The sequence below is a fragment of the Flavobacterium gossypii genome (genome assembly GCF_014138495.1).
In the GTDB taxonomy this organism is placed as follows: domain Bacteria; phylum Bacteroidota; class Bacteroidia; order Flavobacteriales; family Flavobacteriaceae; genus Flavobacterium; species Flavobacterium endophyticum.
Genome location: NZ_JACJIS010000002.1, coordinates 353,748 through 370,557 on the forward strand (window position 1 = coordinate 353,748; position 16,810 = coordinate 370,557).

Genomic DNA, 16,810 nt, shown 5'->3' on the forward strand with positions numbered 1-16,810 from the left:
ATGAAAAAGAATATAATCACAGCCTTCATGGCACTGACGCTCTTGACAACCGTTTCCTGCGGAGACGATTTCATCGATAGGGAAGTTCCTTATTCGATCGGAGCAGACAATTACTTTAACAACGAACAAGAGTACTATAATGCCTTGGTCGCTGCCTATGATATCCTGCAATCTACCTATGTCAACGTATTGTTAGGCGAAATCGCTTCAGATAATACCTTATCAGGTGGAGAAAGCGCCAACGACGTTATCGGATTCCAGCAAGTAGACGAAATGATCCACACGCCGGTAAACGCCAACGTAAAAAACGTTTGGGACTGGATGTTTGCCGGAGTCAACAGAGCCAGCTACATCATGGAGTTCAAAGACAAGACCAATTTCGCTAACAAACCACAAATCATTGCCGAAGCCCGTTTCTTGAGAGCCTATTTCCAGTTTGAATTAGTAAAATGGTTCGGCGGTATTCCGATGAAACAAGATGCCCGATTCAAATTAGGCGACGAAAAAACGATTCCTAGATCTTCTAAAGCAGAAGTATACGCATCTATCGAAAATGATCTGATCTTAGCTATTGCCGACTTAAGTCCTAACGCTCCACAAGTAGGACGTGTTACTAAAGGTGCAGCGCAAGCATTGCTTGGAAAAGTATACCTATACCAAGACAAATTTGACTTGGCGGCACAGACCTTAGAAAACCTGATTACCGTAACGGGAGGCTATTCATTAGTTACAAATTACGACACTCTTTTTGAAGTTGCTGAAGAAAACGGCGTAGAATCAGTACTTGAAGTACAATACACCGATATCGAAGGTGCTGGATTCGGATGTCTTCAATGCAGCGAAGGAAACGTTGCCGTAGGATTCAACGGACCTAGAAACTATTCTGGACCAAGATTTTCTTCAGGATACAGCTTTAACGTTCCGACTCAAGAAGCAGTAGACATCTACGAAGCAGGCGATCTTAGAAAAGATGTTGCCATCCTAGATATCGCGGCTTGGGCTACAGCAACTGGCGCTACCTATGGCGTAGGCTACAAGCATACTGGCTTTTTCAACAAAAAATATATTCCAAGAACAAGAAGCGCGAACGCTGCAGGTGACTTGAACTTGACGAATCCAAACAACTACAGGGCGATCCGCTATGCAGACGTATTATTGATGGCTGCCGAAGCTTTCAACAGAGGCGGTATCGATGACACCAAAGCTAGATTCTACCTAAACCAAGTAAGAAGACGTGCTTTTGGAGACACCAACCACGACATCAACGGAACTGGAGCTACGCTTACCTCTTTGATCTGGGAAGAAAGAAGAAGAGAACTTTTAGGAGAAGGACACCGTTTCTTTGACTTGGTACGAACTGGAAGAGCTGCTATTGAAATCGACGGCTTTACTGCTGATAAAAACGAACTATTCCCTATTCCGATTGAAGAAATTCAGTTTTCAGCTGGAAATTGGCAACAAAACCCTGGATATTAAAATTTAAGATATATGAAAAAAATACAATCAATAATCAGCTTATTCCTGCTGGCTTTCCTCATAGGATGTTCCAGCGACGATACAAGCCTTGATTCGGTTACGAATGCCCCTGCTCCTTCCAACCTGTCTGCATTGTTTACCATCACGCAAGACAACTCTGGTCGGGTAACAATAGCCCCTAGAGGCGAAGGCCTAGTAAAATATGATGTTTATTTTGGCGATGCTACGGCAGAACCTGCAGAAGTAGCCGTTGGAAGAACCGTAGAGCACATCTACGCCGAAGGCCAATACGATGTAAAAATTGTAGCCACCGCAATCAACGGATTGACTAGCGAAGTCGTGCTTCCGCTGACTGTTGCTTTCAGGGCTCCAGAAAACTTGGCTGTAACAATCAGTCCTGTTGTTGGAGATTCTTTCTCTATCAACGTGACCGCTTCGGCAGACTTCGAAACATTCTTTGAAGTGACGTTTGGAGAAGATCCGGCGCAAGAACCGATACCATTTATGCAAGGTGGCACTCCTGTCGCGCATACCTACGCCAACACTGGAACGTATGTCGTAACAGTTGTAGCGTATAGCGGAGGTGCGGCAACGACCACCTATACTCAAAACGTCGTAATCTCTAACCCGATCTTAATGCCGCTGACGTTTGAAAATGCAGCATTAAACTATTCGTTTTCCGATTTCGGAAATGTAAGCACAAGTAAGGTTAATAATCCTGATATTTCTGGAATCAACCTAAGTTCAAAAGTGGGAAGATTGGTAAAAAACAACGGAGCCGAAACTTGGGGCGGAACTATCATGGTTCTTGACAGTCCGATTGACTTTTCGACCTTAAACAAAATCAGAATCAAGGTATGGTCGCCGCAAATCGGAACTGTCGTAAAGCTAAAACTTGAAAACCTTACCGATGCCGGAATAAATGCCGAAGTAGACCAAACAACAACGGTCGCTAACGCATGGCAATACCTTACGTATGATTTCTCAGGAGCCAACTTATCACAGTCCTATTCAAAAGTCGTTCTTTTCTTCGATTTTGGAAACCCAGGAAATGGTGCTACGTACTACTTCGACGATATCTACCTGACTAATGGCGACGAGCCTAAAACCTTGCCGCTGACATTCGAATCCCCAACCATCAATTACGGCTTTGGTGACTTTGGAGGCGCATTTGCTTCAAAAGTAGCCAATCCTGATGCTACAGGAATCAATACGACAGCCAATGTAGCTAGAGTCGTAAAGAATGCTGGATCAGAAGTTTGGGCAGGAACTGCTCTAACGCTTACCGAACCGATCGACTTCTCTGTGTATCATAAGATAAAAATCAAAGTATGGTCGCCGCAAGCCGGAATACCAGTACTTCTAAAACTAGAAAATTCAGCCAATACAGGCATCAACAGAGAAATCTCTGTAACCACTACCGTCGCGAACGGATGGGAAGAACTGACTTATGACTTTACAGGAATAAACAACAACAATGCGTATCAGAACGTAGTCCTCTTCTTTGATTTCGGAACCAACGGAACCGGAGCAAGCTACTATTTCGATGACGTCAAACTTTCAAATTAAAAGTGATGAAAAACATACTAAAAAACTTCGGAAAACTAGCCCTGCTCCTATTCATGGTCAGCAGCTGCCAAGAAGACGATAAGACCTTTGGCAATCTCGATGCCCCAAAGAACATCCAATTGGAATACGAAATTGTCGGCAAAGATGCAGAACATCCCGATGGCGACGGTTCAGGAAAAGTGATATTAAAAGCAACTGCCGAAAATGCAGTAAACTTCAAATACCTGTTCAGCGATGCCACTTCCCAAAATGCACCAGGAGGCGTGTATACAAAAACCTTTACCAAAAATGGCGTAAACACCTATATCGTAACCGTCATTGCGTTTGGAAAAGGCGGAACAGCCAGCAACACTTCGTTTGAAGTAACCGTTTTCAGTAACTTCTCCGATCCAGAAGCCATAACACTGCTTACCAACGGAAGCTCTAAAACATGGTACTGGGCTGCAGCACAGCCAGGCCATTTAGGCGTAGGACAAAACGACGGCGACGTCACCAAAAACTTCTACCCTAACTACTATGCAGCGACTCCATTCGAAAAAGCAGGATCGCCAGACAGCAGCTGTCTTTACGACAACGAATTAAAGTTTTTCGTAGAAAACGGCGTATTGAAATTTGAATTAGACAACGGAGGAAAAACATTCTTCAATTCAGCATTCTTAGGTGTAGGCGGCGGTTCAGGAAGCTCAGACCTTTGCTTGAACTACAATACTAGCGGCGTTAAGACTGTAGCCTTGAGCCCTAGCGAATCCTTAGTACCAGCAGACAAAAAACGCGGTACCGCTATGACCTTTTCAGACAATGGCTTTATGGGCTACTATATTGGACAAAGCACTTATGAAATTCTAGAACTTACAGACAGTAAGCTTGTGGTAAGAGCTGTAATGGGTGGCAATCCTGCCTTGGCATGGTACCATACCTTCAGCAACCAGCCGCCTGTTCAGGGAGGCAATGAGCCAGACTATACCAACATGATATGGAATGATGAATTTGAAATAGACGGCGCTCCAGATCCTACAAAATGGTCGTACAACCTTGGCGCTGGCGGATGGGGCAACAGCGAGCTGCAACATTATACAGACAGAGCCGACAATGCGGTTGTTCAAAACGGTGTATTAAAAATCATCGCAAAAGCAGAAAGTTTCTCTGGTTCCAACTATACTTCTGCCCGATTGGTTACAGAAAACAAATTCGAATTCAAATACGGCAAGATTGAAGTAAAAGCCAAGCTGCCATCTGGCGGTGGAACATGGCCTGCAATATGGGCACTAGGAGAAAACTATGCCACAAACCCTTGGCCAGCCTGCGGAGAAATTGATATCATGGAACACAAAGGCAACGAACCGAATACCATTCACGGAACGTTGCATTATCCTGGCCGTTCAGGCGGAAATGCAGACAGCGGAACCACGACAGCCAGCAATGTCTCGTCAGAATTCCATGTCTACAAAGCCATTTGGAGCCCTACATCGATCAAGTTTTATATAGACGACCAGCCTGCTTTCCATTCCTATGTAAACTCGCCTTCCACACCATACAATAGCAATTTCTTCTTGATATTGAATGTGGCTATGGGCGGAACGTTCGGAGGAACAGTAGCACCTGGATTCACGCAGTCCGCAATGGAAATTGATTACGTAAGAGTCTACCAATAAATCCAACTCTTTCGCTTCTAATTAAGGAGGCTAGCCTGGCTAGCCTTCTTGATTATTGGCTTTTTATAAAATTTCGAAACAGCAAGAATGAAATATACTACGATACGATACGGAGTTGCCGCCGCCTTGGTTTTTGCCATCGGATGCAGCAGTTCCAAACAAAGCAATTTCGCAGGAAAAGACAAGCTTCCCATAGACCGAAAAGTAGATTCCGTATTAAAGCTGATGACCCTAGAAGAAAAAGTGGGCCAGATGAACCAATACAACGGCTTTTGGGATGTCACCGGTCCGGTTCCTAAAGACGGACAAGCTGCAAAAAAATACGAAAACCTTAAAAAAGGATTAGTAGGCTCCATGCTGAATGTCCGCGGTGTCAAAGACGTAAGAGCGCTGCAAAAGATTGCCGTAGAAGAAACCCGACTAGGAATTCCGCTTATCTTCGGATTCGATGTCGTTCACGGCTATAAGACAGTCAGCCCTATTCCTTTGGCAGAAGCTGCTTCATGGGATCTCGAAGCCATGAAAAAATCAGCAGAAATTGCCGCAGCCGAAGCCGCAGTCTCCGGATTAAACTGGACATTTGCCCCAATGGTAGATATCTCCAGAGATGCCCGCTGGGGACGCGTGATGGAAGGCGCTGGCGAAGATCCCTACCTAGGAAGTCAGATCGCTATCGCAAGAGTCAAAGGATTTCAAGGCGACAAGCTCGATGAATTTCACATCGCAGCCTGCACCAAGCACTTTGCAGGATACGGTTTTGCAGAATCAGGACGCGATTACAACACAGTCGATATCAGCGACAACACCTTGCACAATATCATCCTTCCTCCTTTTAAAGCGACTGTCGATGCAGGCGTGCTCACTTTCATGAACTCTTTTAACGAATTAGAAGGAATTCCTGCTACCGGAAACGCCTACCTCCAAAGAAACCTGCTCAAAGGCGAATGGAAATTCGACGGCTTCGTCGTTTCCGATTGGGGCTCTATGGGCGAAATGATTGCACACGGCTATGCCAAAGATATGAAGGATGCCGCCATGAAAGCCGCAAACGCAGGCTCTGACATGGACATGGAATCTTACGGCTACCTAAACCACCTTGTAGCATTAGTAAAAGAAGGCAAAGTTTCCGAAGACAAAATCAACGATGCCGTCCGAAGAATCCTAAAAGTAAAATTTGAATTAGGCCTTTTTGACAATCCTTATAAGTATTGCGACGAAAACCGCGAAAAGCAAAACATCGGGAAAAAAGAATTTCAAGACGGTGTTTTAGATATGGCAAAAAAATCTATCGTACTCCTAAAAAACGAAAACAAGCTCCTGCCACTTAAAAAATCAGGACAGAAAATCGCCGTAATCGGAGCCCTAGCCAACGACAAGACCAGCCCGTTAGGAAGCTGGAGGATTGGTGCCGACGACAATACCGCTATTTCTTTTTTAGAAGGTATGGCAGCGTACAAAGGAAACCAAATTACCTATGAAAAAGGTGCCGATGTAGCTCTAGGAGAACCTAGATTTATGGTAGAAACAAAAATAAATACGACCGACAAAAGCAGTTTTGACAAAGCCATCGCGGCCGCAAAACAAGCCGATGTAGTCATTATGGTACTAGGCGAACACGGACTACAGACCGGCGAAGGAAGAAGCCGAAGCGACATTACGTTCCCTGGTGTACAACAAGAACTCCTCGAAGCCGTATACAAAGCCAATCCGAATATCGTGCTCGTCTTGCAAAACGGACGTCCATTAGCCATTCCATGGGCGGCAAAAAACATTCCCGCTATTGTTGAAGCCTGGCACTTAGGAACCCAAAGCGGACATGCTATCGCACAGGTTTTATACGGAGATTACAACCCGAGCGGCAAGCTGCCGATGACTTTCCCTAGAAATGTAGGACAAGTGCCAATCTACTACAACTACAAGAATACAGGAAGACCTTCGACAGACAATCCGGAAAGCGTTTTCTGGTCGCATTATACCGATATTGAAAATACGCCCCTATACCCTTTCGGACATGGACTGAGCTATTCAACTTTTGAATATTCCAACCTAAAGCTCGATACCAAATCATTACAGAAAAACGGAAAAATTAAAGTCACTGTAGACATAAAAAACACCAGCAATGTTGACGGTAAAGAAGTCGTGCAATTATATATTCGAGATTTGGTCGCTAGTGTAACGCGCCCGGTAAGAGAATTAAAAGGCTTTGAACTGGCCGAAATAAAAGCCGGGCAGACAAAAACCGTTTCCTTTACAATCGACGAAAAAACCATCGAATTCTATTCTGCCAACAAGATCTGGGAAGCAGAAGCCGGAGATTTCCAGCTATTTGTCGGTGGCAGTTCTACAGCAACCCTTCAGGCAGACTTTAACTATTCCAACTAAAAAAAGACGTATGAAAAAAACTGCAATCCTACTACTGCTTACAAGCTGTTCCGTTTTCGGCCAGGTCAAAAAAGGAAAGCTCCTTTGGGAAGAAAGCTTCGACGGCAATAAACTAAACGAAAAAACGTGGAATTATGAGCTCGGCGACGGCTGCCCGAACATCTGCGGCTGGGGAAACAACGAACGCCAGATCTATACCACTGAAAACCATAAGTTGGTCGATGGCAAACTGGTCATTACCGTAAAAAAAGACGGCAATAAATACACCTCTACCCGCATCACCACGGCCGGAAAAAAAGAATTCAAATACGGCTATATGGAAACACGCGCCAAGCTTCCGGTGGGACAAGGAATCTGGCCAGCATTTTGGATGTTAGGCTCCAATATCAAACAAGTCGGATGGCCAAAAAGCGGCGAGATTGATATTCTAGAATACATCGGAAAAGAACCCGATATGGTGTTCACGACACTCCATACCCAAGCCAATCACGGCGACAAAGCCAGTTCGCACAAGACCAAATTCGAGAATATCGAAGAAGGCTTCCATACCTACGGCGTAGATTGGACCAAAGAAAAAATGGATTTTTATGTAGACGGTATCCTCGTCTTTACTTTCAATCCAAAAGATAAGACCGAAGACGTTTGGCCGTTCAACCAACCCTTCTATTTCATCCTAAATGTAGCTGTTGGAGGAAACTTTGGCGGTCCAGAAGTAGACGATTCCATCTTTCCACAAGAATTTATCATCGATTATGTTCGAGTGTATTCTAACAAATAGTTTTTTGTTCAGGTTTTGAGTTAGTAGCAATCGCAGGGAATTCGTTTCCTGCGATTGTTTTTTATATAGAAATTCTATACTCTTTATAGTTCCATAAGAAAATTTGATGATGCATTTGGTTCGTATTATAAAAAAGCTGTAATTTTGCTTAACGGTGTTAAACAATTTAATACTATACAAAAAATGGCAAGCAAAGATCGAATTTTAAGACAAAAAGAAGAGACCAGGCATAACATCCTGGATGCTGCCTATTATATTGTGAAAGAAGAAGGATGGCAAGGTTTGAGCATGCGAAAAATCGCAGACCGCATCGAATATACCGCCCCAATCATTTACGAATACTTTTCAAACAAAGAAGCCATACTACATGAACTCACCAAAAAAGGGTTCGTGTGCCTGTCAACAAATCTTGAAAAAGCAAAAACCATATCAGCAGATCCGGCCGAACAGCTGGAAGAAATGTGGATGGCGTATTGGAATTTTGCTTTCGAAGACAAAGAACTCTATCAGGTAATGTTTGGTGTCGAAATGACCTGCTGTATGCAGCGCGTTCCAGAAGCAGAAGTCCCTTTCAAATTATTTACGGAAGCAATTGCCGAATTGATGAAAGGACAAAAGCCGACAGACGATGTCATAAAACAAAAGTATTTCACTTTTTTCTCAGTAATCCACGGACTGATTTCAATCAATATTGTAGGCAATGGGCTGGCATCAAGTATCAATAACCAGATACTTAAGGATGCAATCGGAGGAATCATTAAATCAATTCAAGTAGTAGAAGCCTAATTTTTTTGACTTTTACTTAACGCTGATAAATGATTTAATAACAATAACATAAAGTATCACCCTTTTTTTTAACCCGATACTTAACAGTGATAAATAATTTAATGCTAATCTATAACAAATAGATAAGCCAGCAAATCTATACATTTTTTCGTCTTATTACTTAACGATGTTAGATAATTTAATAAGGTTTAATTATAATTTTTTACAATGATTAAGAACAAACTAATACTTATGACAATGTAGCGGGTTCGTAGTCGTGATCCTGTTTCCCAGAAGAAACACTTCACAAAATGATATAAAATGGTTTATAAAACAAAAAGAAAGTAAAAACACCAGCTTCTAAAATAGCCGGTCCTATTTAAATCACTTACAAAAATGTATCGCAACAAAAACCAAGAATCAATCAAAATGTTCAACAAATTCAAAAGTCAAAAAAAAATGAAAAATATAATTCTAACCAGCCTAGTACTCGCTGTTGTACTAATAGGATGCTCCGATAAAGCCGCACAACAAGCTGCAGCTCCTGCTCCAACATTGCCAGTATACGCCATCCAAAGCGAAAACGCAACCACAGATTCAGAATATCCAGCCTCTATCCAAGGAACCGTAGACGTAGAAATCCGTCCACAAGTAAGCGGTAACCTAGAAAAGATATTCGTAGACGAAGGCGCTTTCGTTTCTAAAGGACAGCCCCTATTCAAAATAAACGAGCAGCCGTATCGCGAGCAACTAAACAACGCCCTTGCTAGTCTTCACGGAGCCGAAGCCGCTTTGATCAATGCCCAATTAGAAATTGACAAACTAACACCATTAGTTCAAAACAAAGTCGTTTCAGAATACCAATTAAAAACAGCTAAAGCATCACACAGAATCGCTTCAGCCAATTTAGACCAAGCAAAAGCAATGGTAGGTTCAGCAAAAATCAACTTAGGCTATACTACAATCACTGCCCCAGTTAGCGGTTACATCGGAAGACTTCCAAAAAAACAAGGAAGCCTAGTTTCGCCAGCCGATATCGAGCCATTGACAAAACTTTCTGACGTACACGAAGTCTATGCCTATTTCTCACTTGGAGAAACAGATTTCATCAACTTCAAAGCACAATATTCAGGAAACACCATCAATGATAAGATCAAAACTCTGCCGCCAGTTTCCCTAATATTAGCAGACAACAACGCCTATGCTCAAACCGGAAAAATTGATATGGTAGACGGCCAATTCGACAAAAACACAGGAGCCATCACGCTTCGTGCCACCTTCCCTAATGCAAACGGAACCTTGCGTTCTGGAAACACAGGAAGAGTCCGTTTAGGAATCAAACACAACGATGCCATTCTAGTCCCACAGTCCGCAACCATTGAAATGCAGGATAAAGTTTTCGTGTTTACCGTAAACAAAGAAAACAAAGTAACCAAAGCACCAATTACAATCATAGGCAAAAGCGGTACAAACTATCTTATCAAAGACGGCGTAAAATCAGGCGATCAAATTGTATTAAGCGGTATCGACAAACTTCAAGAAGGCCAGGCAATCCAACCTGAAAAATCAACTAAGATTGCTCAAGTAATTAACAAAAAATAATTTCACGAAAATGTTCAAAATATTCATACAGAGACCTGTATTAGCCACAGTTATATCCATTTTATTGGTGATATTAGGCGTACTAGGACTTACAAAATTGCCCCTACAACAGTTTCCAGACATTGCGCCCCCATCCGTATTGGTAACCGCAGTCTATCCTGGAGCCAATGCCGAAACCGTTTTGCGTTCGGTAGCACCATCGCTAGAAGAATCCATCAACGGTGTCGAAAACATGACATACATGAGCTCGACTGCCAGTAACGACGGTACCCTAGCCATTACCGTTTTCTTTAAACTAGGTACCGATGCCGACCAAGCAGCCGTTAACGTGCAGAACAGAGTAGCACAAGCCACGAGCCAGCTGCCAGCAGAAGTAGTACAACAAGGCGTTATTACGGCAAAACAACAAAACAGTTTTATCATGGCCATCGGTATGTATACCGAAGACGAAGCCAAATACGACCAAACCTTTGTTGCCAACTATGCGCAAATCAACATCATTCCAGAAATCAAGCGTATTCCTGGAGTCGGTTCCGCTTCCATCTTTGGAGGTACAAAAGACTATTCCATGCGTGTTTGGTTAAACCCGACACAAATGGCAACCTACAACGTAACGCCAACCGAAGTAATGGCTGCGATTCAAGACAAAAGCTTAGAAGCTGCGCCAGGTAAATTTGGTGAAAGAAGTAAGGAAGTTTTCGAATACGTTATCAAATACAAAGGAAAACTAACCAAGCCAGAAGACTACCAAAACATTGCCATCCGTTCCAATGCCGACGGTTCTATCCTTCGCCTAAAAGACGTGGCCAGAGTAGAACTTGGTGCCTATTCCTATAACAGTTTGACCCGTTTGAACGGAAACAAAGGAGTCGTAATCGGTATCATCCAATTAGCAGGTTCCAACTCAAACGACATTCAGGTAGCCATCAACAAATTGATGGTCAAAGCATCCAAAGATTTCCCAAAAGAAATAAAACACAACATATTTTACAGTACAAAAGTATCATTAGACCAATCAATTGAACAAGTTGAACATACCCTATTAGAAGCATTTATACTCGTATTTATTGTAGTTTTCCTTTTCCTTCAAGACTTTAGATCAACCCTGATTCCAGCAATTGCAGTACCAGTAGCCATTCTAGGAACATTCTTTTTCATGCAGCTATTTGGATTCTCCATCAACCTATTGACACTTTTCGCTTTAATCCTAGCGATCGGTATCGTGGTCGATGATGCCATTGTCGTCGTCGAGGCCGTGCATGCCAAAATGGAACACAAACACCTGTCTCCAAAAGTGGCAACACACGAAGCCATGCACGAAATTACAGGCGCTATTATCTCGATTACCCTAGTAATGGCCGCCGTATTCCTACCCGTAGGTTTCATGGAAGGCTCCACAGGAGTATTCTACCGTCAGTTTGCCTTTACCATGGCAATCGCCATCGTAATCTCGGCAGTAAACGCCTTGACATTAAGCCCTGCCCTTGCTGCCCTATTCTTAAAAGAAAACCATACAGCACACGACGGAGAAGAACCATATGCCAAACCAGGATTCAAGCAAAAATTCTTCAACGCATTCAATACCAGCTTTAACTCTTTAACCAACCGTTATGTAGGCGGACTTAAATTCCTAATCCGTCACAAATGGGTAAGTTTAGGCGGTTTAGCATTGATTACCGTTGCAACAGTCATTATGGTCAACAGAACTCCAACAGGATTTATCCCAACAGAAGACCAAGGATTTATTGCCATTGCAGTAAATACCCCTTCAGGAACATCCCTTGACGGAACCCAAAAAGTAATGACAGAAGCCGAAAACATGCTAAAAGGCTTAGAATCATCACGATTTGTAACCGCGATCTCAGGTTTCAACCTATTAACAAACTCTACAAGCCCCTCTTCAGCAGTTGTTTTCGTATTGCTAAAACCAAATGAAGAACGTGGAGACGTTAAAAATATAGACGAAATAATGGGTCAGGTTCAAGGCAAATTAGGCGCCATTTCAGGAGGAAGTTTCTTCGTATTCAGTTTCCCAACCGTACCCGGATTCAGTAACGTAGAAGCCCTAGATGTAGTATTGCAAGACAAAACAGGCGGCAAGCTCGATAAATTTAGCGGCATCTCGCAAAACTTTATCGGAGAACTAATGAAACGCCCAGAAATTGCAGTAGCCTTCACCTCTTTTAAAGCCGATTACCCACAATTGCAATTAGACATCAATGATGAAAAAGCAGACCAATTAGGCGTAAAAGTAAAAGACATATTGCAAACCATGCAAGCCTATTTTGGTAGTGCCCAAGCCTCCGATTTCAACAGATTCGGAAAATACTACCGAGTAGTAGTCCAAGCAGATATAGCCGACAGAGCAGATCCATCAACCATTGATCGCGTATTCGTAAAAAACAAAAATGGCGAAATGGTTCCGATAAATACCCTAGTAAAACTAACCCGTATTTACGGTTCCGAAACCGCTTCACGATACAACCTGTTCAACTCCATTTCAATCAACGCCATTCCAAAACCAGGTTTCAGCTCCGGAGACGCCATCAAAGCAATCGAAGAAGTAGCGGCACAACAATTGCCAGCCGGATACAGCTATGAATTTTCAGGACAAACCCGTGAAGAGATTTCTTCTGGAGGACAATCAACAACGATTTTCCTATTGTGCTTGGTATTCATCTATTTCCTACTTGCAGCACAATACGAAAGCTATATCCTGCCGTTAGCAGTAATCCTTTCCATCCCAACCGGAATCTTTGGAGTATTTGCAGCCATCGGTTTGACAGGCATCCAAAATAACATTTACGTACAAGTAGCGCTCGTCATGCTTATCGGACTGCTCGCCAAGAATGCCATCCTGATCGTAGAATTTGCAGTACAAAAACGAAGATCCGGCCAAGCGCTAGGCAAAGCATCCATCGACGCAGCCAAGCTACGTCTGCGACCAATTATCATGACCTCGCTAGCCTTCGTCGTAGGACTGATTCCGATGATGAGTGCCACAGGACCATCTGCCCAAGGTAACCACTCCATCAGTATTGGTGCTGCAGGAGGTATGCTTTCAGGAGTAATCCTAGGACTGTTTATCATCCCGGTATTATTCATAATATTCCAATATTTACAAGAAAAAGTTAGTGGAAAACCAATTGCCGTAATCCATAACGAAGAAAAATAAAAAATGAAAAAGTACATCAATAAATATGTCGCTGTCTTGGTACTGCTTACCACCCTTACAGCATGTAAAGTCTCGAAAGACGTCGAGACTCCAAAAGACGCCCTGCCAGAAAACTTTAGAAATACCACTTCTACAGACACAACGAGCATTGCCGACCAAAGCTGGAAAGAATTCTTCACAGAACCCTCCCTGCAAAAACTGATCGACAGCGCCATCGTGAGGAACAACGACCTGCTGGTAGCCCAAAAAAATATCGAAGCCGCGCAATGGCAATTAACACAGTCCAAATGGGGCAACGTACCCAAAGTAAACTTCCAAGCCACTGCAACATCGACCCGTCTGTCTGACAACAGCCTGAACGGATTAAGCACCAGCACTTTCCTGAGAAGAAAGCACGTCGAAGACTACAATGCCGCGTTGAACCTATCATGGGAAGCCGACATCTGGGGCAAGATCCGCAACCAAAAACGAAGCGCCTTGGCAGAATACCTACAATCCGCAGAAGCCAAAAAAGCCCTGCAGACCACCATTGTAGCCAATGTTTCCAAAGGATTTTACAACCTTCTGATGCTCGACGCCCAATTAGAAATTGCCAAAAAGAACCTCACCCTGAACGACAGTACCCTGTTTGTCATCAATCTGCAGTACGAATCCGGGCAAGTAACCTCATTGGCAAAACAACAAGCAGAAGCACAACAATCAGTAGCCGCACAGCTAATTCCTGAACTAGAGCAAAACATCGCCATTCAAGAAAACGCCCTGAGCACGATCACCGGAACCTTCCCGAGTGCCAAAGAAAGAAAAACCACGCTAGGCGCCATTGCCCTAAAAGAAAATGCAGCCGCAGGTATTCCCTCCTCTTTAGTAAGCAGAAGACCCGACGTTAAGAATGCTGAGCTGGCCCTAAAAGCCGCCAACGCAAAAGTAGGAATCGCAAAAGCCAGCCTCTATCCGACCCTGAACATTACCGCCGCCGGAGGACTCACCTCTTTCGAAGCCAGCAACTGGTTCAACACCCCAGCCTCCCTTTTCGGGACTGTGGCCGGAAGCCTTGCACAGCCCCTGCTGAACGGAAAAAGACTAAAAGCCCAATACGAAATCTCTAAAATAGAAAGAGAAAAAGCCGTAATCAACTTTAGACAATCCGTACTCGTAGCCGTAGGCGAAGTCTCAGACGCGCTCGTAAAAGTCGAAAAACTAAAAGAACAACAAGCCATAGTCGCCGGCCGAGTAGCCACGCTGCAAAAAGCCGTGAAAAACGCCGACATGCTGTTCAAAAACGGTATGGCGACCTACCTAGAAGTTATTGTAGCACAAGGCAATCTGCTGCAAAGCGAATTAGACCTCGCATCCATAAAACGCTCTAGCCTTGAGGCAGACGTTGAACTTTACCGCTCCCTAGGCGGCGGCTGGAAATAACAGCCCATTCATAATTCCCTAAATCAATTGCCTGATATTTACCCGTCAGGCAGTTGATTTTTTTATTTCTAAAAACCAATACCTTTTTTAAAATAGCTTAATTTTATAAAGTAAATCAATTATATGCAGGACACTTTCTTCTTTCAAGCAATGATCTATCTGGCAGGAGCCGTCATCATGGTTCCCATTGCCAAAAGACTCGGCCTCGGTTCCGTTTTAGGATACCTGCTTGCCGGAGTGATCATAGGACCCGCCTTTTTGGGCCTCATCGGTACCGAAGGCCAAGACATCATGCACTTTGCCGAATTCGGCGTTGTCATGATGCTCTTCGTCATAGGCCTAGAACTAGAACCCGACCGCCTCTGGAGAATGCGAAAAAAAATAGCAGGAATGGGCGGCATACAAGTCGCAGGAACCACGATAACACTCACCGCTATCGCCCTGGCCTTCGGATTCGACTGGAAAACAGCCCTCGTGCTCGGAATGATTATCTCTATGTCATCAACAGCCATCGTAATGCAGACCCTCGACGAAAAAGGCTGGATGAAAACCGTAGCCGGACGAAGCTCTTTTGCCGTATTGCTCTTCCAAGACATCGCCATCATTCCCATGCTTGCCCTATTGCCACTCTTGGCCAATAAAGCCTTACAGAACAATACCGTGGCCGCCCATGTCACACTAATGGACTCCTTCCCGAAATGGATACAAGCCCTTTTGGTACTCTCCTCCGTAACCCTCGTGGTCCTATCCGGAAAATACCTGCTTCGTCCCATCTTCCACGCCATGGCAAAGACAAAAATGCACGAAATGTTTACCGCAATGGCGCTCCTTGTCGTAGTAGGCATTGCCGTACTCATGACCTCCGTCGGACTCAGCCCCGCCCTAGGAGCCTTTTTGGCCGGTGTCATGCTCGCCAACAGCGAATACCGCCACCAGCTCGAAATTGCCATTGACCCTTTCAAAGGACTCCTCTTAGGACTCTTCTTCATATCCGTAGGAAGCTCTATCGACTTTGAACTCCTTCTGTCCAAGCCCCTCCAGATTATAGGATTAGTAGCCAGTATCATGGCCATCAAGATTACCGTGCTCTATTCCATAGGCAAATTTTTCAAGGTCGGATACTCACAGAACTTTATTTTCAGTTTCGGACTCAGCCAGATTGGCGAATTCGCCTTCGTGCTGTTAAGCTTCTCTCTGCAAGAAAACATACTCAGCAAAGAAATAACAGACCTCATGATGGCCGTAACAGCCCTTAGCATGGCCTTTACGCCCCTGCTGATGATGTTCAATGAAAAAGTACTGATGAAATCCAAATGCTCCATGACCGGAAGCGAAGAAGAAGACGAAAGCGATGTAGACCATGAAAGCAACCCCGTCATCATTGCAGGCTACGGACATTTCGGAAACACGATCGGACGTTTCCTTCGCGCCAACAACATCCAAGCCACCGTACTCGACAACAACAGCGACAATGTCAACCTCCTCCGAAAATTAGGCTTCAAGGTCTATTACGGAGACGCCTCCCGCCACGACCTCCTTCAGATTGCCGGAGCCGGAAGAGCCCAAGTCATTGTCATTGCCATAGGAAACCGCGAAAAAAGAATGGAGATGATCGAGATGGTCAAAAAACACTTCCCGAACCTCTACATCCTCGTGCGCTCCGAAAACCGCGACGACGCCTACGACCAGATGAATGCCGGAATCATGCACATCTACAGAGAAACCCTCGATACCAGCCTGCGTGTAGGCATCGACGTGCTAAAGCTATTAGGACACAGCAGCTATGAAGCCACCCGTTCCGCAAAAACCTTCTTTACCCACGACGAAAAAACGCTCAAGTACCTCGCCAGCATACGCAACCAAGACGAATACATCAGCGCCGTCCGCGAAAAGATAGAAGAACTAGAACGCGTCATCCTAGCCGACCGAGAAGCCATGTCTCTCGAAAACGCCGAAAAAACAATGCTCACATAAAAAAAGCCCCAAGAAACC

The 16,810-nt window shown here is 44.1% G+C and carries 10 protein-coding genes; all 10 read left to right on the forward strand.

Features of this window, described 5'->3' with window-relative positions; genetic code table 11:
• Complete coding sequence (locus GGR22_RS11515) at nt 1–1,476, forward strand: RagB/SusD family nutrient uptake outer membrane protein (RefSeq protein ID WP_121376582.1); 1,476 nt, start codon at nt 1–3, stop codon at nt 1,474–1,476.
• A 12-nt stretch (nt 1,477–1,488) separates the two neighbouring features.
• Nucleotides 1,489–3,045 (forward strand): hypothetical protein, encoded by a 1,557-nt coding sequence (locus tag GGR22_RS11520; RefSeq protein ID WP_182493777.1) that lies wholly within the window; start codon nt 1,489–1,491, stop codon nt 3,043–3,045.
• A gap of 5 nt (nt 3,046–3,050) precedes the next feature.
• Nucleotides 3,051–4,697, forward strand: a complete 1,647-nt coding sequence (locus GGR22_RS11525) for a glycoside hydrolase family 16 protein (protein WP_182493778.1) — start codon at nt 3,051–3,053, stop codon at nt 4,695–4,697.
• 87 nt (nt 4,698–4,784) lie between these two features.
• The gene (gene bglX, locus GGR22_RS11530; RefSeq protein ID WP_182493779.1) at nt 4,785–7,079 is read left to right on the forward strand and encodes a beta-glucosidase BglX; all 2,295 of its coding nucleotides are present in this window, start codon (nt 4,785–4,787) and stop codon (nt 7,077–7,079) included.
• Between the two features lie 10 nt (nt 7,080–7,089).
• Nucleotides 7,090–7,857 (forward strand): glycoside hydrolase family 16 protein, encoded by a 768-nt coding sequence (locus GGR22_RS11535; RefSeq protein WP_182493780.1) that lies wholly within the window; start codon nt 7,090–7,092, stop codon nt 7,855–7,857.
• Nucleotides 7,858–8,040: 183 nt separating this feature from the next.
• Nucleotides 8,041–8,643 carry a TetR/AcrR family transcriptional regulator gene (locus GGR22_RS11540; RefSeq protein ID WP_121376587.1) on the forward strand — a complete coding sequence of 201 codons (603 nt, stop codon included), beginning with the start codon at nt 8,041–8,043 and terminating at the stop codon, nt 8,641–8,643.
• Between the two features lie 438 nt (nt 8,644–9,081).
• Nucleotides 9,082–10,224: an efflux RND transporter periplasmic adaptor subunit gene (locus GGR22_RS11545; protein ID WP_182493781.1), complete on the forward strand. Its 1,143-nt coding sequence runs from the start codon at nt 9,082–9,084 to the stop codon at nt 10,222–10,224.
• A 10-nt stretch (nt 10,225–10,234) separates the two neighbouring features.
• Nucleotides 10,235–13,399, forward strand: coding sequence for an efflux RND transporter permease subunit (locus GGR22_RS11550; RefSeq protein WP_182493782.1), 3,165 nt, complete (start codon nt 10,235–10,237; stop codon nt 13,397–13,399).
• A 3-nt stretch (nt 13,400–13,402) separates the two neighbouring features.
• Nucleotides 13,403–14,818: an efflux transporter outer membrane subunit gene (locus GGR22_RS11555; protein WP_121376589.1), complete on the forward strand. Its 1,416-nt coding sequence runs from the start codon at nt 13,403–13,405 to the stop codon at nt 14,816–14,818.
• 123 nt (nt 14,819–14,941) lie between these two features.
• On the forward strand, nt 14,942–16,792 hold the full coding sequence (locus GGR22_RS11560; protein ID WP_182493783.1) for a monovalent cation:proton antiporter-2 (CPA2) family protein: 1,851 nt from the start codon (nt 14,942–14,944) through the stop codon (nt 16,790–16,792).
• Nucleotides 16,793–16,810 lie beyond the last annotated feature (18 nt).